Source organism: Geodermatophilus sp. DSM 44513 (assembly GCF_032460525.1).
Lineage (GTDB): Bacteria > Actinomycetota > Actinomycetes > Mycobacteriales > Geodermatophilaceae > Geodermatophilus.
This window is the reverse complement of sequence record NZ_CP135963.1, coordinates 2489957-2511997: the sequence shown is the minus strand read 5'-3', so window position 1 is coordinate 2511997 and position 22041 is coordinate 2489957. Positions and strand designations below refer to the sequence as shown.

Genomic DNA, 22041 nt, shown 5'->3' with positions numbered 1-22041 from the left:
GGTGCCCACCGAGCGGTTGTGCGGCGACCGTCCCGGGCACCGGCCCGGCATGCCGACGAGGAGCAGCCGCACCGTCCGCACGATCGGGGTGCTCGCGCCGGGGGAGCCCGCCGTCCTGGACGCCGAGGAGCCCGAGCCCGGCCCCGGCCAGGCCTGGGTGCAGACGGAGTGGAGCGGGGTCAGCGCCGGTACCGAGGTGGCGATCGTCCGCGGCACCGACCCGCACCACGTGCTGCACTGGGACCCCGAGCTGCGCTCCTTCGACGACGCCGGGCCGCCCGCCGCCTACCCGGTGACCGGGCTGGGCTACATGGAGGTCGGCCGGGTCACCGAGAGCCGCACCGCCTCCCTCGCCGAGGGCGCGCTGGTGGCCATGGCCTACGGGCACCGCACCGGCACCTGCGCCGACCCCTCGGCCCGGCCGGTGATCGGGGTGCCCGACGACCTCGACCCGCTGCTCGGGGTCTACCTGGCCCAGATGGGGCCGATCTGCGTGAACGGCCTGCTGCACGCGGCGGCCTCCGCCGCCGGCCCTGCGGCCGGTGTCGACGCCGGGGTGCGCGACCGGCACGTGCTGGTCACCGGCGCCGGGGTCGTCGGGCTGCTGACCGCGCTGCTGGCCGTGCAGCACGGTGCCGCGGACGTCGTCGTCGCCGAGCCCTCAGCCGAGCGCCGCGCGGTCGCCGAGGTGCTGGGCCTGGCCACCCTCCGGGACGACGGCACGGCCTGGCGCGCGGTCAAGGAGCGGTGGCGGCACGGGCCGGGGGACGCCGGCGCCGACGTCGTCCTGCAGTGCCGGGGGCACGACACCGCGCTGGCCACCGCGCTCAAGGCGCTGCGCCCGCAGGGCACCGTCGTCGACCTGGGCTTCTACCAGGCCGGTGCCGAGGCGGTGCGGCTCGGCGAGGAGTTCCACCACAACGGCCTGGCGGTGGTCTGCGCCCAGATCAGCCGGGTGCCCCGCGGCATGGCCGGCAGCTGGCCGCGGACGGCGCTGGCGCAGGTCACCCTCGACCTGCTGCGGGCGCGGGGGGCGGAGATCCGCCGGCACGTGGTCACCGACGTCCTGCCGTTCGACGACGGGCCGCGGCTGCTGGCCGACCTCGCCGGCCGCCGGCTGGCCGCCCCGCCGCTGCAGGCCGTGCTGCGCTTCTGACCCCGGCTCCTCCGTCGGGGCCTTGCCCCGTGACCCACGGTGGCGGACCCTGGTCACACCGCCATGGACGCCGGGTGGACCGGGCTGCCGCGGCGGCACGGGAGTGGGTCGTCATGGGGTGGGCGATCGTCAGCGTCCTCGGCTTCGCGCTCGTGACCGGCGTGGTCATCGGGCTGGCGCGCAGCAGCACCGCCCGGTGGGAGCGCGACCACCGGGCCGCCCGGGCCGCGGTCCGGGAGCACGAGCAGGCGGGGCTGCGGGCGCGGGCGGCGGCACTGGTCGCCCAGCGGGTGCCGCACCCGCACCCCGCCCACCTGCCGCACGTGCACCTGCCGCCGTGGGTCGCCGAGCGGGTCGCCCACACGTGGGCGGCGCTGCACCGGCCGCACCCCCGCCTGCCGGACCTCCACCTGCCGCACCCCCACCTGCCGGGCCTCCGCCTGCCCCGCCCGACCCGGTGGCGGCGGCACACGACGACGCGCGACGACGAGCGGTCCACGCCCTGACCCCGGGCCGGCGTCCCGGTGCCGCCGGGTCGCCGGGTTCGGGCCGGTCGTGCGCGGGCACAGCCTGCGCACCGACGTCCCGAGGAGAGGCCCGTGACCGACCCGCGCTACGGGGGCGCGAGCCCCAGCCCGTCGCAGCTGTCCCGCTACCTGCGCACCGCCTCGGACCCCGTCCTGCGGCGGCGCCGCTGGATCGTGGGCCTGTCGCTGCTCGGTGCGGGCATCGGCCAGGTCGTCGGGGCCTACCAGACCGGGATCCTGCGGCACCTGCCCGACCCACCGGTCGGCCCGTTCGACAGCGACCGCGTGGACGCCTCCGACTACGCCTACCGGCGCGCCGCCAGCCCGGACGGGCTGATCATGGTGCTCACCTACGCGGTCACCGCCTGGCTGGCCGGCGCCGGCGGGCAGGACCGCGCCCGCCACCGGCCGGTGCTGCCCCTGCTGATGACCGCCAAGGTCGCCGCCGACGTGGTCACCGACCTGGCGCTGGCCCGCGAGGAGTGGCGGGACAACCGGGCGCTGTGCGCGTGGTGCCAGGGCGCGACCGCGGCGTCCGTCGCCTCCCTCGCGCTCGCGCTGCCGGAGGCCCGCCGCGCGTGGCAGCACCTGCGCGCCGCCTGACCCCGCCCGTCGCAGGGCGGCCGGCGCCCGGTGCGACAGACTCCGCCAGGGCAGCACCGGACGAGGAGGTGGACGGTGACGCCCGAGGACACCCGCACCCAGGCCCCGCTGACCGGGGACGAGGGCACGCTGCTCACCGGCTTCCTGGAGTACCAGCGGCAGACGCTGGCCTGGAAGTGCGCGGGGCTCACGCCGCAACAGCTGGCCACCCGCGCCGTCCCGACCTCCGACCTGACCCTGCTGGGCGTGGTCCGCCACCTCGCCGCGGTGGAGACCGGCTGGCTGGTCGGCTTCGGCGGGCTGCCGTACGACAGCTGGCCCGACGTGGTCCGGGACCGCGACGAACAGTTCCGCGTCGACCCGGCCACCGTCACGCAGGACGACGTCGACGCGGCGTGGGCGACCTGGCGAGCGGTGGCGGACGCGGTCGGCACCGTCGTCGCCCGGCTCCCGCCGGACACGGTGGACCGGCCGTGGCGCCGGGACGACGAGTGCTCGCTGCGCTGGATCCTGCTGCACCTGGTCGAGGAGTACGCCCGGCACAACGGCCACGCCGACCTGCTCCGCGAGGCCATCGACGGGGCCACGGGGGAGTAGCCGCCTCAGCGGGCGACCGCGTGGAACAGCTCGACCAGGCGGTCGGCGTGCGCGTCGAAGGTGTGCTGCTCCCGGACGGCCAGCGCCGCCGCGGCGCCCCGCCGTGACGCCAGCTCCCCGGCCAACACCTCGGGGACGTCCTCCGCCGACCGGTAGAGCAGGCCGGTGCCGTCGCGGCGCAGCACCCGCTCCACCGACACCAGCGACCCGGGGTTGGCCTGCTGCAGCACCGGCAGCCCGGCGGCCAGGTACACCGGCAGCCGCGCGGGGGAGTTGAGGTCGTCCCACGTCGCCCGCCGCAGGTCGCCACCGTTGGCGCTGTCGAAGCGGTGCAGCCAGCCGGCGTCGTAGCGCGACAGCACCCCCACCCACTCCTCCGGACCCACCGCGGGGTGCACGTGCACGAACCCCGGCGCGGCGGCCAGCGCGGCGTCCAGCCAGCCGGTCCAGGACCCCGTCGGCCCGGGCGCCCGCTTCTGCCCGTGCAGGTGCACGTGCACTCCGCGGCGGGCCAGCGCCAGCACGAGGTCCAGGTCCAGCCCGGCGGGCCGGCCGGCGACGACGGTGTGCGGCTGCCCGTCGCGGTCGGACAGCTTCGCCGACAGCGGCGCGTCCAGCCAGTCGCGCTTGGGCAGGTCGCCGTCGAGCACGCCGAGCCGGTCGGGGTCGACCCGGCCGGCCAGCGCGAGGGCGAACCAGTCGTGCTCCTCCTCGGTGGCGAACAGGGACGCCGATGCCCGGGTCACCAGGTCGGCCAGCAGCGGCCACTCACCGCGGACGACGCTGCGCTGCGGGGCCTCCTTGAACGTCCACACGAACGGCAGCTCCGGGAACGCCGACCGCACCGCGTGCGCCAGCGGGACCGCGCGCCAGTTCAGCTGCGCCCATATCACGTCCGGCGCCAGCTCCCGGACGCCGGCGCGCCAGTCGTCGCCGGGCAGGTCCGGCACGTGGCCGAACGGCAGCGGCCCGACGGTGGCGTCGCCCAGCCCGTCGGTCGTCCACAGGCCGGTGAGCCGGTGCCCGCGCTCGGCCAGCGCCAGCACCCGCTCGGGGTTGAACGCCAGCTCGCCGACCACGAGCACCCGCAGCCCGTCCGGCGACGGCGGGTACGCCCGCGACCGGAACCGGGCGTAGCGGGCCACCTCGTCGACGTCCCCGCCGTCGGAGGAGGCGAAGCGCAGCGGCTCGCGCACCCGGTAGCGGCTGCGGAAGACGTTCAGCCCGCCGTCCCGCGACTCGCGCAGCGCCGCCGAGCGCTGCGCCGGGTGCCGGGTCCAGGTGCAGGTGACCCGGCCGGTGTCCGCCGTCCGCCCGCCCAGCCGGTCCCACATCAGCCGGCCGAGGTCGTCGGTCTCCAGCTCCGCCCGCTCGGTCCACCGCTCGGCGGTGACCCGGTGGGCGACCTGCACCAGCTGCGCGTAGCCGGTGTCCGACGGCTCCGCCAGCCCCGACCGGGCCAGGACGACGGCCGGGTCGACCAGGCAGCCGAGCAGCGCGGCGAGGTGGTCTGGCGACCACACGTCGTCGGCGGGGAGGTAGGCGACCAGCGGGGTGCCCAGCGCGTCCAGGCCGGTGTTGAGGGTCGCGCCCAGGCCGCGGTTGTCCGCCCAGCGCACCGGCCGCACCCGCGGGTCGGGCAGCGCGGCGAGCACCGCGGCGACCGCCGACGGGTCCGGCGAGCCGTCGTCGAGCACCAGCGCCGTCCAGTCGCCCCAGGTCTGGGCGAGCAGCGACTCCAGCGCGCGGGGCAGGAAGGCGGCCTGGTCGTGCACCGGCAGCAGCACGCCGACGGCGGCGCTCACGCGGCCACCTCGACCGGCGCCTCCCCCCGCACCCGCGCGTAGACGGCGGCCACCCGGGCGGCCAGCGCCGGCCAGGCGTAGTCGGCGGCGCGGGCCCGCGCACCGGCCGCCAGCCGGGCGCGCAGGACGGGGTCGGCGGCCAGCCGGTCCAGCGCGGCGGCCAGCGCGGCGACGTCCCCGGGCGGCACGAGCAGGCCGGTCTCCCCGTCGCGCACCACCTCGGGGATGCCGCCGACGTCGCTGGCCACCACCGGCAGGCCCGAGGCCAGCGCCTCGGTGAGCACCGAGCCCATCTCCTCGTAGTCCGAGGGCAGCACCAGCACGTCCAGCGCCGCCAGCACGGCCGGGACGGCGGTGTGCTCGACGAAGCCGGTGAGGTGCACCCGCGGCAGCCCGGCGGCCAGCGCGTGCACCCGCGCGCGGTCCGGCCCGTCGCCGACCACGACGAGGGTCGCCGGCTCGCGCATCCGCCCGAACGCCTCGACCAGCCGGTCGGCCCGCTTCTGCGGGGCCAGCCGGCCGACGTAGCCGATCCGCGGCCGGCCGGCACCGGGCAGGACGTCGGCGTGCCCGGCGGCGGCGAACAGCGCCGGGTCGAACCCCGACGGGATGGTGGCGACCCGCGCCGCCGGGACGCCGTCCCCGCGCAGCGCCGCCGCCGTCCGGGCGGTGAGCACGACGACCGCGTCGGCCGCGCGCAGCGCCGAGCGCTCGACGGCCCCGCCCAGTGCCCGCAGCAGCCGGGTGCGCACGCCCCGCCCGCGCAGCGTGTGCCCGACGCTGCAGTGCACGGTCACCACCAGGGGGCAGCCGTGCCGCCGGGCGGCCAGCCGGGCGAGCAGCAGGGTCGCGACGTCCTCGCCCTGGTGGGCGTGCACCACGTCGACCGGCCGGACCCGTCGCCGCAGGACGACGCGCAGCGCGTCCAGGGCCCACAGCTGGCGCAGCGCCGGGACCGGGAGCCCGGTGCGGTGCACGACGGCCGCCCCGCCCAGCGGCGTCCTGCCACGCCGGCCGGCCAGCCGGGAGGTGACCACCGTCTGCGCCAGCCCCTGGTCGTCCAGGCAGCGGGTCAGCGTGGCGGTGTGGTTCTGCATCCCGCCGATCGGGTCGTAGCGCGCGGTCCGCCCGTCGACGCCCGAGCCGGTCGGGGCCGGCTCGAAGACGCTGCACAGCCGCAGCACGTGGACGGGCACGCGGACCTCCGGGTGGAGTGACTCGAACGACCTGGGCGGACCGCAGTGAAACAGAGTTACGGACGGTCCGCGCCCGGGAAGGGGGCGCGGGTGACCGGCCCCCTCCTGGACCCCTCCGTGCGCCGGGTGGCGCTCGTCCGGCTGCGCGTGGGCCTCGGTGACCTGCTGTGCTCCGGTCCCGCGCTGCGCCGGCTGCGCGCCGCCCGCCCCGACCTGCACGTCACGCTGGTCACCTACGGCGAGATGGCGCCGGTCGTGGACCGGCTGGGCGGGGTCGACGAGCTGCTGCCCTTCCCCGGCGCCGAGGGCATCCCCGAGCGGACGCCGGACCCCGCCGGGTGGGCACCGTTCGTGGCCGCGGCCGTCGAGCGTCGGTTCGACCTGGCGCTGCAGGTCTACGGCGACCGGCCGGTGGCCAACCGGGTGACCGCGGCGCTCGGGGCCCGGCTGGTCGGCGGGTTCGCCCCGACCGGCTGGGAGCCACCGGCGGGAGCCGAGCACCTGCACCTGCGCTACCCGCTGCACCTGCACGAGGCGCAGCGGCACCTGGCGCTGCTCACCCACCTCGGCCTGCCGGAGGGCGACCCCCCGCCGATGCACTTCCCGGTCGGCGCCGACGACGAGGCCGCCCAGGCCGCGCTGCTGGCCCGGCACGGCCTGGTGCCCGGCCGGTACGCCGTCCTGCACCCGGGCGCCTCGGCGGCCACCCGGCGCTGGCCCGCCGAGCGGTACGCCGCCGTCGGCGACGCGCTGGCCGCCGACGGGCTGGCCGTCGTGGTCACCGGCGTCCCCGGCGAGCGGGACGTCGCCGCCGCCGTGGTGGCCGCCATGCAGGCCCCGGCCGTCGACCTCACCGGTGCCACCGGCCTGGGCGGGCTGGCCGCGCTGCTGCGCGACGCGGCGGTGCTGGTCGGCAACGACACCGGGTCGGCGCACCTGGCCGCCGCGGTCGGCGCGCGCAGCGTCACGGTGTTCCTGCCCGGCGAGCCGGTCCGCTGGGCGCACGGCGGGCCGCGGCACCGGGCGCTCGCTGCCGACGTGCCCTGTGCCCCGTGCCCGCACCTGGTCTGCCCCATCGACTTCCGCTGCGCGGACTCGGTGCGCCCGGCCGACGTGCTGGCCGCGGCCCGCGAGCTCGTCCCGTGAGGCGGGTGACCTTCGTCGCCGACTCCGACGCGTGGGGCGGCGCCGAGGTCCACCTCACCCACCACCTGCGGCGGGCCGCGGGACTGGGCTGGACGGCGTCCCTCGTAGCCGCCGAGCCGGTGGCCGCCCGGCTGGCCCCCGTCGTCCCGCCGGCCGGCGGCCTCGCGGTGGTCCCGGTGGCCCGGCACGCCGCCGGGGCGCCCGCCGTGCGCGCCGCGCTGGCCGCCTCCCGGCCCGACGTGGTGGCCGTCAACCTGGTCGACCCGGCGTCCAACGCGGCCGTCGTGGAGGCCGCGCTGGCCGTGGCGCCGGCGGTCGGCACGCTGCACCTGGGCGGCGACACCGGCCGGCCGGGCCTGGCCGCGCTGTACACCCGGCTGGCCGCGGTGCTCACCCCGTCGTCGGACATCGCCGCGCGGGTGTCCGCGGACCTCGGGCTGCCCGCCGGGCAGGTGCGCGTCGTCCCCAACGGCGTCGACGTCCCCTCGGACCCGGCCGGGCCGGCCGGGCACCGGGTGCCGCGGGTCGGGGCGCTCGGGCGGCTCACCGCGCAGAAGGGGTTCGACGTGCTGCTCGAGGCGGTGGGGCGGCTGGTCGCTGCCGGCACCCCGCTGGCGCTGGTGGTCGGCGGCGAGGGACGCGACGGTGCCGCGCTGCGCGCGGCCGCGGCGGGGCTGCCGGTCACCTTCACCGGCTTCGTCGAGGACGTCCGCGGCTTCCTCGCCGCGCTGGACGTGTTCGTGGTGTCCTCGCGCGTCGAGGCCGGACCGCTGGTGCTGCTGGAGGCCATGGCCGAGGGGCTGCCCTGCGTGTCCACCGACGTGGGGGACGTCGCGGTGCGGCTCGGCGGGGACGTCGTCGTCGTCCCGACGGAGGACGCCGGCGCGCTGGCCGCGGCGCTGGGCGGCCTGCTCGCCGACCCCGCGCGCCGGGCGGACCTCGCCCGGCGGGCCCGGGCGCGGGCGGTCGCCGACCTGGACGCGGACCTGATGGTGCGCCGGACGTTCGCCGTCCTGGCCCGCGCCGCGGGTGTGCCCGCGGGCGGCGCGGGGAAGGGCCCGGGGCGAGACAGTCGACGCGCGGGGCACCGCGGTCCCGCGACCTGAGAGAGGACGGCGCCCATGGCCATCGCCACGATCAACCCCGCCACCGGCGAGACGCTGCGCACCTTCGACCCGCTGTCGGAGGAGGCGGTGCAGGAGCGCCTGGCCCGCGCGGCGGCCGCGTTCGACGGCTACCGGCTGACCACCGCCGCGCAGCGCGCCGGGTGGCTGCGCAGTGCCGCGGACGTGCTGGAGGGCGACACCAAGGCCGTCGCGGAGCTGATGACCACCGAGATGGGCAAGACGTTGTCCGCCGCGCAGGCCGAGGTGGGCAAGTGCGTCAAGGCGCTGCGGTTCTACGCCGAGCACGGTGAGGCGATGCTGCAGCCGCGGCCGGCGGACGCCGAGGCGGTCGGTGCGGTGGAGGCCTACGTGGTGCACCAGCCGATCGGGGTGGTGCTGGCGGTGATGCCGTGGAACTTCCCGATGTGGCAGGCGATGCGCTTCGCCGCGCCGGCGCTGATGGCCGGCAACGTCGGCCTGCTCAAGCACGCCAGCAACGTGCCGCAGACCGCGCTGTACCTGGAGGAGCTGTTCAGCAAGGCCGGCTTCCCCGCCGACGTCTTCCAGACCCTCCTCATCGGGTCGGGGCAGGTGGAGGCGGTGCTGCGCGACGACCGGGTGGCCGCGGCCACGCTGACCGGGTCGAACGCCGCGGGGCAGGCGGTGGCCCGGACCGCCGGGGACGTGATCAAGAAGACGGTGCTGGAGCTGGGTGGCTCCGACCCGTTCATCGTGATGCCGTCGGCGGACCTGGACCGGGCCGCGGAGGTGGCCGTGACCGCGCGCTGCCAGAACAACGGGCAGTCCTGCATCGCGGCCAAGCGGTTCTTCGTGCACGCCGAGGTGGCCGAGGAGTTCACCCGGCTGTTCGCCGAGAAGCTGGCCGCCCTGCCGGTGGGTGACCCGATGGACGACGACACCAAGGTGGGTCCGCTGGCCACGGAGTCCGGCCGGGAGGACGTGGAGCGCTTCGTCGCCGACGCGGTGGACAAGGGGGCCACCGTGGTCACCGGGGGGAAGCGGGTGGACCGGCCCGGCTGGTTCTACGAGCCGACGCTGGTGACCGACGTGACCCCGGAGATGGAGCTGTGGACCGACGAGGTGTTCGGCCCGGTGGCCGCGCTGCGCGTCGTCGCCGACCTCGACGAGGCCATCGCGCTGGCCAACGAGCACGTCTACGGCCTGGGCTCCAACCTGTGGAGCGAGGACTCCGGCGAACGGCTGCGGTTCATCCGCGACATCCAGTCCGGCATGGCGTTCGTCAACGGGATGACCACCAGCTACCCGGAGCTGCCCTTCGGCGGGGTCAAGCAGTCCGGCTACGGCCGGGAGCTGACCGAGCTGGGCATGTACGAGTTCATGAACGCCAAGACGGTGTGGATCGGCCCGCCCGGCAGCCGGCAGGACGAGGGCGACACCGCCACCGCCTCGGAGTGAGCCGCGTCGTCCTGGCCCGTGCCTACGGCGGGCCGGAGGTGCTCACCGTCGTCGACGAGCCGGTGGGCGAGCCCGGCCCGGGGCAGGCGCGGGTGGCCGTGCGCGCCGCCGGGGTGAACCCGGCGGACTGGAAGAGCTACACCGGCGCCTTCGGTACCGACCCCGCGCAGCTGCCCCGGCGGCTCGGGTTCGAGGTGGCCGGCGTGGTCACCGCGGCCGGGTCGGACGCCGGCGTCTCCGTCGGTGACGAGGTCGTGGGGTTCCGGGTCAGCGGCGGCTACGTCGACGAGCTCGTCGTCCCCGCCTCGGCGCTGCTGCCCAAGCCCACGTCCCTGGCGTGGGAGCCGGCGGCCGGGCTGCTGCTGGCCGGCGCCACCGCGGTGCACCTGCTGACCGCGACCGGCGTGGGCGAGGGCGACACCGTGCTCGTGCACGGTGCCGCCGGCGGGGTCGGGCTCATGGCGGTGCAGCTCGCGGTGCTGCGTGGCGCCCGCGTCGTGGGCACCGTCGGCGGCGACGGCGCGGACCTGGTCACCCGGTTCGGCGGCGAGCCGGTGCGCTACGGCGACGGGCTGGCCGACCGGGTGCGCGCACTCGCCCCGGACGGCGTGGCCGCCGCGGTCGACTGCGTGGGCACCGACGAGGCCGTGGACGTCTCCCTGGAGCTGGTCGCCGACCGGGGGCGCATCGCCACGATCGCTGCCTTCGACCGGGCCGCCGCCGACGGCATCCGCGCGCTGGGCGGCGGCCCGGGCGCCGACCCGGGAACCGAGCTCCGGGACGCTGCCCGCGCGAAGCTGCTCGACCTGGCCGGGTCCGGCCGGCTCGAGGTCGTCGTCGCCGGCGTCTTCCCCTTGGCCGACGTCGCCGAGGCGCACCGGCGGGGGATGGCCGGGCACACCCACGGCAAGCTGGTGCTCGTCCCCTAGGACCGTGGCCGGACAGGTCGTGCACGCGGCGAGGCGGCTGACCGCTGGAGGCCTCCGCGCACGCCAGGAGTGGCGGCAGGCAGCGACCGTGCCCCCTGTGCAGGACCGACCCTCGTGCGAGGGTGTCGCGTGGATGCGGGCCGGGCGATGGGGGGCTGCAGCGTGACTCTCGGTGACGAGGTGTTCGGGGGCGGCTCGATCCCGCCCTCGACGAAGTACGTCGTCACGTGGATCGGTATGGGGCTCAGCGTGCTCGTGGCCGTGTGCGCGTGGTTCGTCCCTGCGGAGGACCTCGCGGTCCCGGCGGGGAGATGGCTGATCAGCCTGCTCGGGCTGGTGCTGTTCACGTTCGCCCTGTGCGGCAACCGCTACTTCCGCAGGCGGATGGACGACGAGGGGCGGGCGCAGGAGTCCTCCACCCCGCGCTGAGCGGACCTGGAGGTGGCTCGAGGAGAGCCTGCGGCCCTCGCCCTCCATCGCCACCTCCGTCGGTCGTGGAGGCGGGCACGGCGGAGCGCCGGCCCGACCACCGATCAGTGGGCGAGCTGTGGGCACGGACGCTCCGGCACCTCCGACGGAGTCGCTGGAGGATTGGTGCGGGCACGCGGTCGGCGGGCGGCCGGACCGGACCCGTGTCCCGTCATGGGCTGCTCAGGGCGGGCGGGACAGGCGCCGGCGCTACCGTGCCGCCGTGCTCCAGGACCTCTCCGGCGACCAGTGGGGCGCCGTCGACGGAGGCCAGTTGAGCGCTCCGACCGGCGTCACCTACAGCCGCCGGACGACTCGCATGAAGCGACAGGAAGCCGCGTTCCTCGTGGAGTCCGGTTGCCCAGTGGTCACCTGGTGGCCCGGCGGGTTGCCCGAGAGGACGCGGGTCGTCTGGCACGACGGAGCAGACGCGAGAGCCGCGTGGGAGAGCGCCCGAGCCCAGGTCACCAGTGACCGTCCGCGTCCACCCCGCGGTGGATCCGTCGTCACTGCCGGGCGCTGGGAGTCACCCGACGGCGACGCCCTGGTCGTCCTCACCTGGCACCACTGACCGCGCCCGGCGGTACCGACCCGCGTCGGAGCGCGGCTCTGTGTCCCGTGGTAGGCCGTCGCAGAGGAACGTCGACTCCGACGACGCCGCAGGATGCGTTCGGGCCACCAGGACGGGGCCGCCATGGCTCAGCGGTCGGCCGACCTCGCTCCGTCGCAACAGCTCTGGCTGGGCAGTGAGGCGTTTCCGCGGGAACGTCCCGGCCGGCACGGCTGACACTCGTGGGTGTGCTCACCGATGGTCTCGTCCGGGCACCTGCGACGGGCTCGGACGTCGTCAGACCCCTCGAGAGCCTCCGTCCGATCCACTCGGCCGCCCGAGGCGCACCGCGTTGACCCCCACGGCCAGGCCGACGCAGGCGGCGTACCACCACTGCTGCCCCAGGACGAGCACGACCAGCGCGACGACGCCGAGGCCGAGGGCGATGAGCAGCCGGCGGACCGAGCCGGCTCCTGAGCGGTCCCGGTGATGGGCCCAGAAGAGCACCGCGAAGAAGCCAGAGGAGATGCCGACCGACAAGGGCAGGGAGCCGCCGTCCCAGGCGGCCAGGCCCAGACCCACGGCGGCCACGACGGTGAACAAGGCTGCCAGGACGAGGAACAGCTCGTCCGGTCGCTGCTCGGCCCCCCGTTGCATGGTCACGGCCGGCACGGTAGCCAGCGGTGCGCAGCTCCGACCGGCGACGAGGCCCGCGGCGCCGGGTGAGCGTGCGCAGCACACCCGCCGTCCCGAGCAGGACGCCGCCCAGGACGGCCGCCGGCCACGTCCCCAGGAGGTACACGCCCACCCCGACGGCCGCCGCGATCGGCGAGCGGACCCTAGCCGCCGACCAGCTCGTCGCGGCGCAGCCGGGAGTGCCGGTAGCCGTAGCCCGCGTAGACGACCAGCCCCAGCGCCAACCAGGCCAGGAAGCGCAGCCAGGTCTCGATGCTCAGGTTGGCCATGAGGTAGAGGCAGGCCAGCGCTGACAGCACGGGGACGACCGGGGAGAACGGCACGCGGAACGGGCGGTGCAGCTCCGGCCGGGTGCGGCGCAGCACGACGACGGCGACCGAGACCAGCAGGAAGGCGAACAGCGTCCCGATGCTCACCAGGTCGGCCAGCGCGCCCAGCGGCACGAACGTCGCCATGACCAGCACCAGGACGGCGAACAGCAGGGTGACCCGCGCCGGGGTGCCGGTGCGCGGGCTGACCCGGGCCACCGACTGCGGCAGCAGGCCGTCGCGGCCCATGGCGAAGCCGATCCGCCCCACGGTGATCAGGTCGACCAGGATCACCGAGGTCAGCCCGGCCACCGCGGCCAGGGAGACCAGCACGGCCGCCCAGCCCAGCCCCACCTGGTCGAAGGCGTCGGCGATCGGGGCGCCCGGGTCGATCCGGTCGTAGGGGACCATCCCGACCACCACCAGCGAGACGCCGACGTAGAGCACGGTGGCCAGCCCCAGGGTGCCGAACAGGCCCAGCGGCAGGTCACGACCGGGCCGGCGGGTCTCCTCCCCGAGGTTGGCCACGGCCTCGAAGCCGGTGTAGGAGAAGAACACGACCGCCGCCGCGGTGAGCACCCCGCCGACGCCGAACACGACCGGGTCCAGCCCGAGGACGGCCTGGATGAGCGGCTGGGCCAGCCCGCTGTCGCCGTCCTCGGCCGGCCGGCCCGGCGGGACGAACGGGGTGAGGTTGGCGCCGCGGACGAACCACGCCCCGGCCGCGACGACGAAGACGCAGACGGCGACCTTGACCACCACGAGCAGCGCGGTGACCCGGGCGGACTCGCGGATGCCCAGCACCGCGACGGCGGTCAGCAGCACCACGACCAGCGCGGCGCCCACGTTGACCGTCGCCTGCTCGCCGAACAGCGAGGGAGGGAGGTCCAGCAGGTTGCCCACGTAGCCCGACCAGCCGCGGGCGACCACCGCCGCACCGAGGGCGAACTCCAGGAACAGGTCCCAGCCGATCACCCAGGCGACCAGCTCACCGGCGGTCACGTAGGCGTAGGAGTAGGCACTGCCGGCCGTCGGGGCCGAGGAGGCCAGCTCGGCGTAGCAGAGGGCGGCCAGCAGGGCGACCACACCGGCGATGGCGAAGGAGACCACCACCGCCGGGCCCGCGGTGTCACGGGCGGCGGTGCCGGTGAGGGTGAATATGCCGGTGCCGATCACCACGCCGATGCCGAAGCCGACCAGGTGCCGGGCGGTCAGCCGCTTGCGGAGGGAGCCGACCCCGTCGGTGGCATCGTCACCGAGGCGCTCGACCGGTTTCGTACGGAACAGTTGCACCCGACCCATGCTGGTCGCGGCAGCACCGGCCCGCCCGGCGGCCGACGCAGGTCACACCGTCCTGGCTCACCGCCGCGGGTCCTGGCTCACCGCCGACCGTGAGCCAGGACCCGGCACGACCAGCTCAGCTGGTCATCGGGGGCGTCACACCTCTTCGACGGGGAAGGTGCGGCTGGGTGCCACGACCTCCTCCTGGGCGGCGACCAGCACGATCTCCCGCGACCCGGCGCGCTCGGTGGCGGCCAGCAGTCCGTGCACCGAGGCCGCCGCGGCAGCCAGCGCGGTGCCGGCGTCCCGCGATGCCAGCCAGTGGGCGAGGAACAGCGCGGCGATCGCGTCACCGGCGCCGTTGACCGCGACGTCCAGCCGCGGGGTGCGCACCCGGACGTGCCGGCCGCCCTCGGAGGCCAACAGGTCCACGGCGTCCGCGGGGGTGTCCTCGGTGTCCAGCGAGGTGGTGAGCACCACCCGCGGGCCCAGCGCCTGGACGGCGGCGACGGCGTCCTTCACGTCGGGCAGCGTCTTCGTCGTCGTCCCGGCCAGGAGGTCGAGCTCGAAGTGGTTGGGGGTGACCAGGTCGGCGGCGGGCACGGCGACCTCGCGCATGAACTCCGGGATGCCGGGGCGGACGAACACGCCGCGGCCGACGTCGCCGATCACCGGGTCGCAGCAGTACACCGCCGCCGGGTTGGCCCGGCGCACCCGCTGCGCGGTCGCCACGACGGCGTGGCCGATGTCGGCCGAGCCGAGGTACCCGGACAGGACGGCGTCGCAGCCGCCCAGCACGCCGCGGTCGGCGATGCCGTCGACGACCTCCTCGATCGCCTGGCCGTCGAACACCCGCCCCCGCCACTCGCCGTAGCCGGTGTGGTTTGAGAACTGCACGGTGTGCACCGGCCACACCTCGATGCCCAGGCGCTGCAGCGGGAAGACGGCCGAGGAGTTGCCGACGTGGCCGTAGGCGACGTGCGACTGGACGGAGAGGACGGCGACCATGCCGGAACGGTCGCACAGCCGCCCGGCAGGATGGGGCCATGGCCCTGCACCCCGCCCGCTCCTCCGGTGTCGTCGGCACCGCCGACCGCACGCCCGAGCCGGTCGAGGTGCGCACCGCCGACCTGCGGCTGGCCGGTCGCCCGCTGCCGGTCACCAGCCCCGCCCGCGTGTACGTCTGCGGCATCACGCCCTACGACGTGACCCACCTGGGCCACGCGGCGACGTTCGTGTGGGCCGACGTCCTGGGGTCGGTGCTGCGGATGGCCGGGGCCGAGGTGGTCACCAGCCGCAACGTCACCGACGTGGACGACGTGCTGACCCGGGCCGCCGACGAACGCGGCCGGAACTTCGACGAGTTCGCGCTCGCCCAGGAGTTCTCCTTCGAGCAGGACATGCGGGCCCTCGGCGTCCGGCCGCCGACGCACGCGCCGCGCGCCCGGCACCACGTGACGCACGTCCAGCAGCTGGCGGTGGCCCTGCTGCGTGCTGGCCGGGCCTACGAGCGGGAGGGGCACGTCTTCTCCCGCGGCGACGGGGTGGTCGCCGCCTCCGGGTTGACGGAGGAGCGGGCGCGGGCGCTGGCCGTGGAGTTCGGCGACCTCGCCGGTGAGGACCCCGCCGAGCCGTTGCGCGACCACCCGTTCGACGTGCCGGTGTGGCGGCCCTCCGGGGAGCGCGACCCCGCCTGGCCCTCGCCCTGGGGCTGGGGCCGGCCGGGCTGGCACGCCGAGTGCGCGGCCATGGCGACCGCGACCCTCGGCCGCGGCATCGACGTCCTGGTGGGCGGCGCCGACCTCGCCTTCCCGCACCACGCGCACCAGGCGGCGATGGCCGAGGCGGCGTCGGGGGTGGCGCCGTTCGCCCGCAGCCGGGTGCACGTCGGGTCGGTGTCGCAGGACGGCGCGAAGATGGCCAAGTCGACCGGGAACCTCACGCTGGTGTCCGACCTGCTGCGGGACACCACCGGGCCGGTGCTGCGGCTGCTGGTGCTCGACCGGCCGTGGTCACAGCCGTGGGAGTACCGCCCGGAGCTGCTCGAGGCGGCCGGCACGCGGCTGGACGCGCTGTACGCCGCCGCCGGCCGGCCCGGCTCCTCCCGGGCGGCCGGGAGCGCGGTGGCCGACCGGTTGCTGGACGACCTCGACGTCCCGGGCGCCCTGGAGGTCGCCCTCACCGACGGCGGGGACGCCGCCCGCCAGCTGGTCCGGGTGCTGGCCCTGGGTTGACCTCCGGGTCGGACACCCGGAGCGGGTGCGCCCACGCCCCGCTACCGCGGTCGGGACGGGGCGTCCGCGCACACGCTCCGAGCCGCTCCGGCCGGGCCACTGCCGGCCTCGCCGCTCCGGCTGGGCCGCCGCCGGCCGAGCCGCTGGAAGAGCGGCCCCCGGGCGTCAGGCGGCGCGCAGTACGGCAGGTGCGGCAGCCGGTGGCGCCGCCGGCCGGGCCGGGACGCTCCAGCGCATCTCCAGGTGCCGGTGACCGGCATGGTCGACGACGGGGACCCACCGGGCCTGCGGACAGCTGCTCGTACGCACCTCATACACCTCTCGTTAACCTTCTGTTCACCATAGTGACAGCGGTCGGTCGCCGGCGCTCGTCGTGCGCCCGATCTCGCTCGAAGGGGGAGGGTCAGAACCAGCTGATGAGGGAGGCGCCGACGGCCACGTGCAGCACCGAGCCCGGCACCACCCCGACCAGGGTGCCCAGCACGGCCGGGGCCCAGCGGATGCTGGACAGCCCGGCGGCGTAGCTGACGATCCAGAACGGCACCGGGCTGACCCGGGCGAGCGCGACGGCGAGGAACCCGCGGTGCCGGAACAGCCGGTCGGCCCGGGCCAGCCGCCGGCCGGCGAACCGCGCGACGGCGTCGCGGCCGAGGTGGCGGCCCAGCGCGAACCCGGCCGTGCCGCCGAGCCAGCCGGCGCCCACGGCGACCGCCAGCCCCGCGGGGAACCCGGCCGCGGCACCCAGCAGGATCGCCAGCGCCGTCCGCGGGACCGGCGTCAGGTGCGCCGCGGACGCCACCAGCACGACGGCGGTCCAGCCCAGCGGTCCCGCGCCGTCCAGCCAGCCCCGCAGCGCCGGCACCCCGGGCCGGTCCACCGTCAGCGCCACCACGGCTGCGGCGGCGATCAGCAGGCCGAGGAGGGCCAGCCGCAGCCACACCCGGCGCCCGGCAGGAGCCTCCGGCGAGTCCACCGGCTCCACCGGCCCGGCCGGCTCTACCGGCACGGCCGGCGGGGTCCGGGGCAGGGGCGCACGGCTCCACGCTACGGCGACACCGTGGCCGCGCACCCCGGCGTCCCGCGGTCCGGCGCCCGGCCCGTCCGGGTGGTGTCCGCCGCCCGTGCGGGGGACACCGGTCACCAGGTCGGTGGTCCCGGCCGCGCCGGTGTCACCGGACCGGGTTGGATGGCGGCGTGGGCACCGGTCGGCTGGTCAGGGACGCAACGATCGGGGACGCGGCCCGCTGCGCGGAGGTCTACGCCCCCTACGTCCGCGACACGGTGATCTCCTTCGAGCTGGAGCCGCCCACCGCGGCCGAGGTGGCCGGGCGCATCGAGGCCGCCCTGGCCACGCACGCCTGGCTGGTCGTCGAGGACGCGGGCCGGGTCGTCGGCTACGCCTACGGCAGCACCTTCAACGCCCGCGGCGGCTACCGCTGGTCGACGTCGGTCAGCGTCTACACCGAGCCGGGCCTGCAGCGCACCGGCGCCGGTCGGGCTCTCTACACCGCGCTGTTCCAGCGGCTGGCCGCGCGCGGCTACCGGACCGCGCTGGCCGGGGTCGCGCTGCCCAACGCGGCCAGCGCCGGCCTGCACCTGGCGATGGGGTTCGAGCCGGTCGGCACCTACCGCCGGGTGGCCTGGAAGCTCGGCCGCTGGCACGACGTCACCTGGTACCAGCGGCCGCTCGGGGACCACGCGGACGACGAGGGCGGCCCCCCGGCGCTCCCGCACTGAGCCCTGTCCACGCGCGTGGGACGGGCCCTGGCCACGCGCGTGGACAGCGCGGCCGGGCCGGGAGATACTAGGACGTCCTACTAGATCGGCGCGGCGGCGGCGCCGGCGTCCGACCCCCGGGAGCGGCATGCCGTCCGACCTGTACGTCCCCACCCACCCGGTCCGGTTCGTGACCGCGGCCAGCCTGTTCGACGGGCACGACGCGGCGATCAACGTGATGCGCCGGCTGCTGCAGAGCCAGGGCGCCGAGGTGGTGCACCTGGGCCACGACCGCAGCGTCGACAGCGTCGTGCGGGCGGCGCTGGAGGAGGACGTGCAGGGGGTGGCCATCTCCTCCTACCAGGGTGGGCACGTCGAGTACTTCGGCTACCTGGTCGAGCGCCTCGCCGAGGCCGGCGCCGGGCACGTCAAGGTGTTCGGCGGTGGCGGCGGGGTGATCGTGCCCGAGGAGATCGCGCTGCTGCGCGCCAAGGGCGTGCGCATCTTCAGCCCCGAGGACGGCCAGCGCCTGGGTCTACCCGGGATGATCAACGAGCTGGTCCGCGAGTGCGACGTCGACCTGACCACCAGCGGTCCGGACGTCGACGCGCTGCTCACCGGCGACCCCGCCGCGCTGGCCCGCGCGATCACCGTGCTCGAGTCCGGCCGCGACGACGCCCTCGCCGCCCGGGTGCGCGAGGCGGCCACCGGCCGGACGGTGCCGGTGCTCGGCATCACCGGCACCGGCGGGTCGGGCAAGTCCTCGCTGACCGACGAGCTGCTGCGCCGGCTGCGGCTGGACCAGGAGGACAAGCTCCGGGTCGCCGTCCTGGCCATCGACCCCACCCGGCGCCGCGGCGGCGGCGCGCTGCTCGGCGACCGCATCCGGATGAACGCCCTGGAGACCGGGGAGGGCAGCCACACCTTCTTCCGCTCGCTGGCCACCCGCTCGGCCGGCGCGGAGGTGCCGCAGCACCTCGACGACGTGCTGTGCGCGGTGAAGGCGGCCGGGTTCGACCTGGTGGTCGTGGAGACGCCGGGCATCGGGCAGGGCGACGCCGGCATCGTGCCGTTCAGCGACGTCGCGCTGTACGTGATGACGCCGGAGTTCGGCGCCGCGTCGCAGCTGGAGAAGATCGACATGCTCGACTTCGCCGACGTCGTGGCGATCAACAAGTACGAGCGGCGCGGGGCCGAGGACGCCCGCCGCGACGTCGCCCGCCAGCTGGTGCGCAACCGCGAGGCCTTCGGGCAGCCGTGGGAGCAGATGCCGGTCTTCGGCACCAGCGCCGCCCGGTTCGACGACGACGGCGTGACCGCGCTCTACCAGCACCTGCTCGGCCTGCTGGTCGAGGCGGGGCTGCCCGCGGGCTCCGGCGTCCTGCCGCGGGTCGACGTCCGGGCCTCCTCGGGGCTGACCAGCGTCGTCCCCGCGCAGCGGTCGCGGTACCTGGCCGAGATCGCCGAGGCGGTGCGCGGCCACCACACCCGGACCGAGGCCCAGGCGGCGGTGGTCCGCCGCCGCCAGCACCTGCGCACCGCCGCCGAGGTCCTGGAGGGGGACGCCGCCGTGGCCGCGCGGGCCGCGGCGGACGCCGCCGACCGCGAGCTGCTGCCCGAGGTGCGCGACCTGCTCGAGGAGTGGCCGGCCCGGGTGCAGGCCTACTCCGGGGAGGAGTACGTCTACACCGTCCGTGGCAAGGAGGTCCGCACTCCGCTGACCCGCGAGACGCTGTCGGGCAACCAGGTGCGCCGGGTGTCGCTGCCGCGCACCCAGGACGAGGCCGAGCTGCTGCGCTTCCTGCGCCGGGAGAACCTGCCCGGGGCCTATCCGTTCACCGCCGGCGTCTTCCCGTTCAAGCGGACCGGTGAGGCCCCGGCGCGGATGTTCGCCGGCGAGGGCGACGCCTTCCGCACCAACCGCCGCTTCCAGATGCTGTCCGCCGGCAACACGGCCACCCGGCTGTCGACGGCGTTCGACTCGGTCACCCTCTACGGCCGCGACCCCGACCCGCGCCCCGACGTCTACGGCAAGGTCGGCACCTCCGGGGTCTCCATCGCCACGCTCGACGACATGCAGGTGCTCTACGGCGGCTTCGACCTGTGCGACCCGACCACCTCGGTGTCGATGACCATCAACGGCCCCGCCCCGGCCGTCCTGGCGATGTTCCTCAACACCGCGATCGACCAGCGGCTGGAGCGCTTCCGCGCCGAGGAGGGCCGCGAGCCCGACGCGGCGGAGGCCGAGGAGATCCGGGCGTTCGTGCTGTCCACCGCGCGCGGCACCGTGCAGGCCGACATCCTCAAGGAGGACCAGGGCCAGAACACCTGCATCTTCTCCACCGAGTTCGCGCTGCGCTGCATGGCCGACATCCAGCAGTGGTTCATCGAGCACCGGGTGCGCAACTTCTACTCGGTGTCGATCTCCGGGTACCACATCGCCGAGGCCGGGGCGAACCCGATCAGCCAGCTCGCCTTCACCCTGGCCAACGGCTTCACCTACGTGGAGGCCTACCTGGCCCGCGGCATGGCCATCGACGACTTCGCGCCCAACCTGTCCTTCTTCTTCTCCAACGGCATGGACGCCGAGTACTCCGTCATCGGCCGGGTCGCCCGCCGCATCTGGGCGGTCGCCATGCGGGAGCGCTACGGCGCGGGCGCCCGCTCGCAGCAGCTGAAGTACCACGTGCAGACGTCGGGCCGGTCGCTGCACGCGCAGGAGATGGACTTCAACGACATCCGCACCACGCTGCAGGCCCTGTGCGCCGTCTACGACAACGCCAACAGCCTGCACACCAACGCCTACGACGAGGCGGTGACGACCCCGTCGGAGCACTCCGTGCGCCGCGCGCTGGCCATCCAGATGATCATCGACCGCGAGTGGGGGCTGGCCGGCAACGAGAACCCGCTGCAGGGCTCTTTCGTGGTCGAGGAGCTCACCGACCTGGTCGAGGAGGCGGTGCTGGCCGAGTTCGACCGGATCGCCGAGCGCGGCGGCGTCCTCGGTGCCATGGAGACCGGCTACCAGCGCGGGAAGATCCAGGACGAGTCGATGCTCTACGAGCACCGCAAGCACGACGGCAGCCTGCCCATCGTCGGTGTCAACACCTTCCTGGACCCGCACGCCGGCGAGACGCCGCCCAAGCCGGTGGAGCTCGCCCGGGCCACCGAGGCGGAGAAGCAGTCCCAGCTGCAGCGGCTCGCGGACTTCCACGCCCGGCACGCCGAGGAGGCGCCGGCCGCGCTGGCCGAGCTGCAGCGGGCGGCGACGCAGGGCGGCAACGTCTTCGCCGCGCTGATGGACGCCGTCCGGGTCTGCTCGCTCGGGCAGATCTCCGACGCCTTCTTCGAGGTGGGCGGCCAGTACCGGCGCAACGTCTGATGGCCGCCCCCCCGTCCGACGGTCGCCAATGTCGCGACAAAGGCGCCGTCGACGACCTGGGGCACCCGGTCGAGCTGCCGGCGCCGCCGCGGCGGGTGGTCTCGCTGGTGCCCTCGCTGACCGAGGCGCTCGCGGTCACCGTGCCCGAGCGGCTGGTCGGGGCCACCGACTGGTGCACCCACCCGGCCGGCCTCGACGTCGCGCGGGTCCGGGGCACCAAGAACCCCGACCGGGCCGCGATCGCCGCGCTGCAGCCGGACCTCGTGGTGTGCAACCGGGAGGAGAACCGCCGGTTGGACGTCGACCGGCTGCGCGCGGCCGGCACCCCGGTGTGGGTGACCGTCATCGAGTCCGTGGACGAGGCGCTGGCCTCGATGCGCCGGCTGTTCGGCGAGGTCCTCGACGTCGGGACGCCGGACTGGCTGGCCGAGGCCGCCGCGGTGTGGGCACAGCCCCCGCCCCCGACCGGGCTGCGGGTCGCCGTGCCGGTCTGGCGCGACCCGTGGATGGTCGTCGGCGCGCGCACCTTCACCGGCGACGTGCTGGCCCGCCTCGGGCTGGTCAACGTCTTCGCCGACGCCGCCGACCGGTACCCGAAGGTGGACCCCACCGACGTCGTGGCCGCCGGCCCCGACGTCGTCGTGCTCCCCGACGAGCCCTACCTGTTCACCGCCGACGACGGCCCCGAGGCCTTCCCCGCCGGCCTGCGGACGGCGCTGGTGTCCGGCCGGGACCTCACCTGGTACGGCCCCTCGCTCGGCCCGGCCCGGCGGCGACTACTGGCCGCGATCAACCCCTGACGCGACGCGCGGCAACGCGAACCAGCAGGTCAGGACGTGCAGCAAACTCACAGGTACGTCACTAGCCTCCGGTCCCGGTGTCACCGGCAGCCGAGCCGGGGACC

General features: G+C 76.1%; 19 protein-coding genes. 13 read left to right on the top strand and 6 right to left on the bottom strand.

Annotated features, from left to right (window positions below):
- Positions 1-49: 49 nt before the first annotated feature.
- The 4 genes from RTG05_RS12120 (at position 50) to RTG05_RS12105 (ending at position 2883) form a co-directional block, all read left to right on the top strand.
- On the top strand, positions 50-1156 hold the full coding sequence (locus tag RTG05_RS12120) for a zinc-dependent alcohol dehydrogenase (RefSeq protein WP_166528841.1): 1107 nt from the start codon (positions 50-52) through the stop codon (positions 1154-1156).
- 74 nt (positions 1157-1230) lie between these two features.
- Entirely contained in the window at positions 1231-1662 is a 432-nt protein-coding gene (locus RTG05_RS12115) for a hypothetical protein (protein WP_166528840.1), read from the top strand.
- 93 nt (positions 1663-1755) lie between these two features.
- The gene (locus tag RTG05_RS12110; RefSeq protein WP_166528839.1) at positions 1756-2286 is read left to right on the top strand and encodes a vitamin K epoxide reductase family protein; all 531 of its coding nucleotides are present in this window, start codon (positions 1756-1758) and stop codon (positions 2284-2286) included.
- 75 nt (positions 2287-2361) lie between these two features.
- Positions 2362-2883 (top strand): DinB family protein, encoded by a 522-nt coding sequence (locus RTG05_RS12105; protein ID WP_166528838.1) that lies wholly within the window; start codon positions 2362-2364, stop codon positions 2881-2883.
- A gap of 5 nt (positions 2884-2888) precedes the next feature.
- Here the strand turns inward: RTG05_RS12105 and RTG05_RS12100 are convergent, their stop codons facing one another.
- Both RTG05_RS12100 and RTG05_RS12095 read right to left on the bottom strand, forming a co-directional pair.
- The gene (locus RTG05_RS12100) at positions 2889-4688 is read right to left on the bottom strand and encodes a glycosyltransferase (protein ID WP_166528837.1); all 1800 of its coding nucleotides are present in this window, start codon (positions 4686-4688) and stop codon (positions 2889-2891) included.
- Entirely contained in the window at positions 4685-5884 is a 1200-nt protein-coding gene (locus tag RTG05_RS12095; protein WP_166528836.1) for a glycosyltransferase, read from the bottom strand. Before RTG05_RS12095 ends, RTG05_RS12100 begins: the two co-directional genes overlap by 4 nt.
- Before the next feature lie 90 nt (positions 5885-5974).
- Here RTG05_RS12095 and RTG05_RS12090 point away from each other — a divergent pair, with 90 nt between their 5' ends.
- From RTG05_RS12090 to RTG05_RS12070, 5 genes are all read left to right on the top strand, one after another.
- The gene (locus tag RTG05_RS12090) at positions 5975-7030 is read left to right on the top strand and encodes a glycosyltransferase family 9 protein (RefSeq protein ID WP_315911836.1); all 1056 of its coding nucleotides are present in this window, start codon (positions 5975-5977) and stop codon (positions 7028-7030) included.
- A gap of 5 nt (positions 7031-7035) precedes the next feature.
- Positions 7036-8136 (top strand): glycosyltransferase family 4 protein, encoded by a 1101-nt coding sequence (locus RTG05_RS12085; RefSeq protein WP_315911835.1) that lies wholly within the window; start codon positions 7036-7038, stop codon positions 8134-8136.
- A 15-nt stretch (positions 8137-8151) separates the two neighbouring features.
- Positions 8152-9573 carry an NADP-dependent succinic semialdehyde dehydrogenase gene (locus RTG05_RS12080; RefSeq protein ID WP_166528833.1) on the top strand — a complete coding sequence of 474 codons (1422 nt, stop codon included), beginning with the start codon at positions 8152-8154 and terminating at the stop codon, positions 9571-9573.
- Positions 9570-10502 carry an NADP-dependent oxidoreductase gene (locus RTG05_RS12075; RefSeq protein WP_208104925.1) on the top strand — a complete coding sequence of 311 codons (933 nt, stop codon included), beginning with the start codon at positions 9570-9572 and terminating at the stop codon, positions 10500-10502. Before RTG05_RS12080 ends, RTG05_RS12075 begins: the two co-directional genes overlap by 4 nt.
- Before the next feature lie 162 nt (positions 10503-10664).
- Positions 10665-10931: a hypothetical protein gene (locus RTG05_RS12070; protein WP_166528832.1), complete on the top strand. Its 267-nt coding sequence runs from the start codon at positions 10665-10667 to the stop codon at positions 10929-10931.
- An 886-nt stretch (positions 10932-11817) separates the two neighbouring features.
- On the opposite strand, the gene RTG05_RS12065 is transcribed toward RTG05_RS12070, so the two are convergent.
- The 3 genes from RTG05_RS12065 to pdxY all read right to left on the bottom strand — a co-directional run bounded on the left by RTG05_RS12065 (position 11818) and on the right by pdxY (position 14813).
- The gene (locus RTG05_RS12065) at positions 11818-12183 is read right to left on the bottom strand and encodes a hypothetical protein (RefSeq protein ID WP_166528831.1); all 366 of its coding nucleotides are present in this window, start codon (positions 12181-12183) and stop codon (positions 11818-11820) included.
- Between the two features lie 176 nt (positions 12184-12359).
- Positions 12360-13817 carry an amino acid permease gene (locus RTG05_RS12060; RefSeq protein WP_166528830.1) on the bottom strand — a complete coding sequence of 486 codons (1458 nt, stop codon included), beginning with the start codon at positions 13815-13817 and terminating at the stop codon, positions 12360-12362.
- A 144-nt stretch (positions 13818-13961) separates the two neighbouring features.
- A complete protein-coding gene (gene pdxY, locus RTG05_RS12055) occupies positions 13962-14813 on the bottom strand; it encodes a pyridoxal kinase PdxY (protein WP_166528829.1) in 852 nt (283 codons plus the stop codon).
- Positions 14814-14851: 38 nt separating this feature from the next.
- Here pdxY and RTG05_RS12050 point away from each other — a divergent pair, with 38 nt between their 5' ends.
- Complete coding sequence (locus tag RTG05_RS12050; protein ID WP_166528828.1) at positions 14852-16039, top strand: cysteine--tRNA ligase; 1188 nt, start codon at positions 14852-14854, stop codon at positions 16037-16039.
- Between the two features lie 403 nt (positions 16040-16442).
- Here RTG05_RS12050 and RTG05_RS12045 read toward each other — a convergent pair whose 3' ends face one another.
- Positions 16443-17045: a TVP38/TMEM64 family protein gene (locus tag RTG05_RS12045; protein WP_166528827.1), complete on the bottom strand. Its 603-nt coding sequence runs from the start codon at positions 17043-17045 to the stop codon at positions 16443-16445.
- A gap of 188 nt (positions 17046-17233) precedes the next feature.
- Here RTG05_RS12045 and RTG05_RS12040 point away from each other — a divergent pair, with 188 nt between their 5' ends.
- From RTG05_RS12040 to RTG05_RS12030, 3 genes are all read left to right on the top strand, one after another.
- The gene (locus RTG05_RS12040; RefSeq protein ID WP_315911833.1) at positions 17234-17776 is read left to right on the top strand and encodes a GNAT family N-acetyltransferase; all 543 of its coding nucleotides are present in this window, start codon (positions 17234-17236) and stop codon (positions 17774-17776) included.
- A 127-nt stretch (positions 17777-17903) separates the two neighbouring features.
- Positions 17904-21137, top strand: a complete 3234-nt coding sequence (icmF, locus tag RTG05_RS12035; protein ID WP_166528826.1) for a fused isobutyryl-CoA mutase/GTPase IcmF — start codon at positions 17904-17906, stop codon at positions 21135-21137.
- A complete protein-coding gene (locus RTG05_RS12030; protein WP_166528825.1) occupies positions 21137-21937 on the top strand; it encodes a helical backbone metal receptor in 801 nt (266 codons plus the stop codon). The genes icmF and RTG05_RS12030 overlap by 1 nt, the downstream gene beginning before the upstream one ends.
- Positions 21938-22041 lie beyond the last annotated feature (104 nt).

Bases quoted from the DNA above. Each gene is read 5' to 3' on its own strand.
- RTG05_RS12080 (WP_166528833.1), top strand. From the start codon at position 8,152: ATGGCCATCGCCACGATCAACCCCGCCACCGGCGAGACGCTGCGCACC.
- RTG05_RS12050 (WP_166528828.1), top strand. From the start codon at position 14,852: ATGGCCCTGCACCCCGCCCGCTCCTCCGGTGTCGTCGGCACCGCCGAC.
- pdxY (WP_166528829.1), bottom strand. From the start codon at position 14,813: ATGGTCGCCGTCCTCTCCGTCCAGTCGCACGTCGCCTACGGCCACGTC.
- icmF (WP_166528826.1), top strand. From the start codon at position 17,904: ATGCCGTCCGACCTGTACGTCCCCACCCACCCGGTCCGGTTCGTGACC.
- RTG05_RS12120 (WP_166528841.1), top strand. From the start codon at position 50: ATGCCGACGAGGAGCAGCCGCACCGTCCGCACGATCGGGGTGCTCGCG.
- RTG05_RS12030 (WP_166528825.1), top strand. From the start codon at position 21,137: ATGGCCGCCCCCCCGTCCGACGGTCGCCAATGTCGCGACAAAGGCGCC.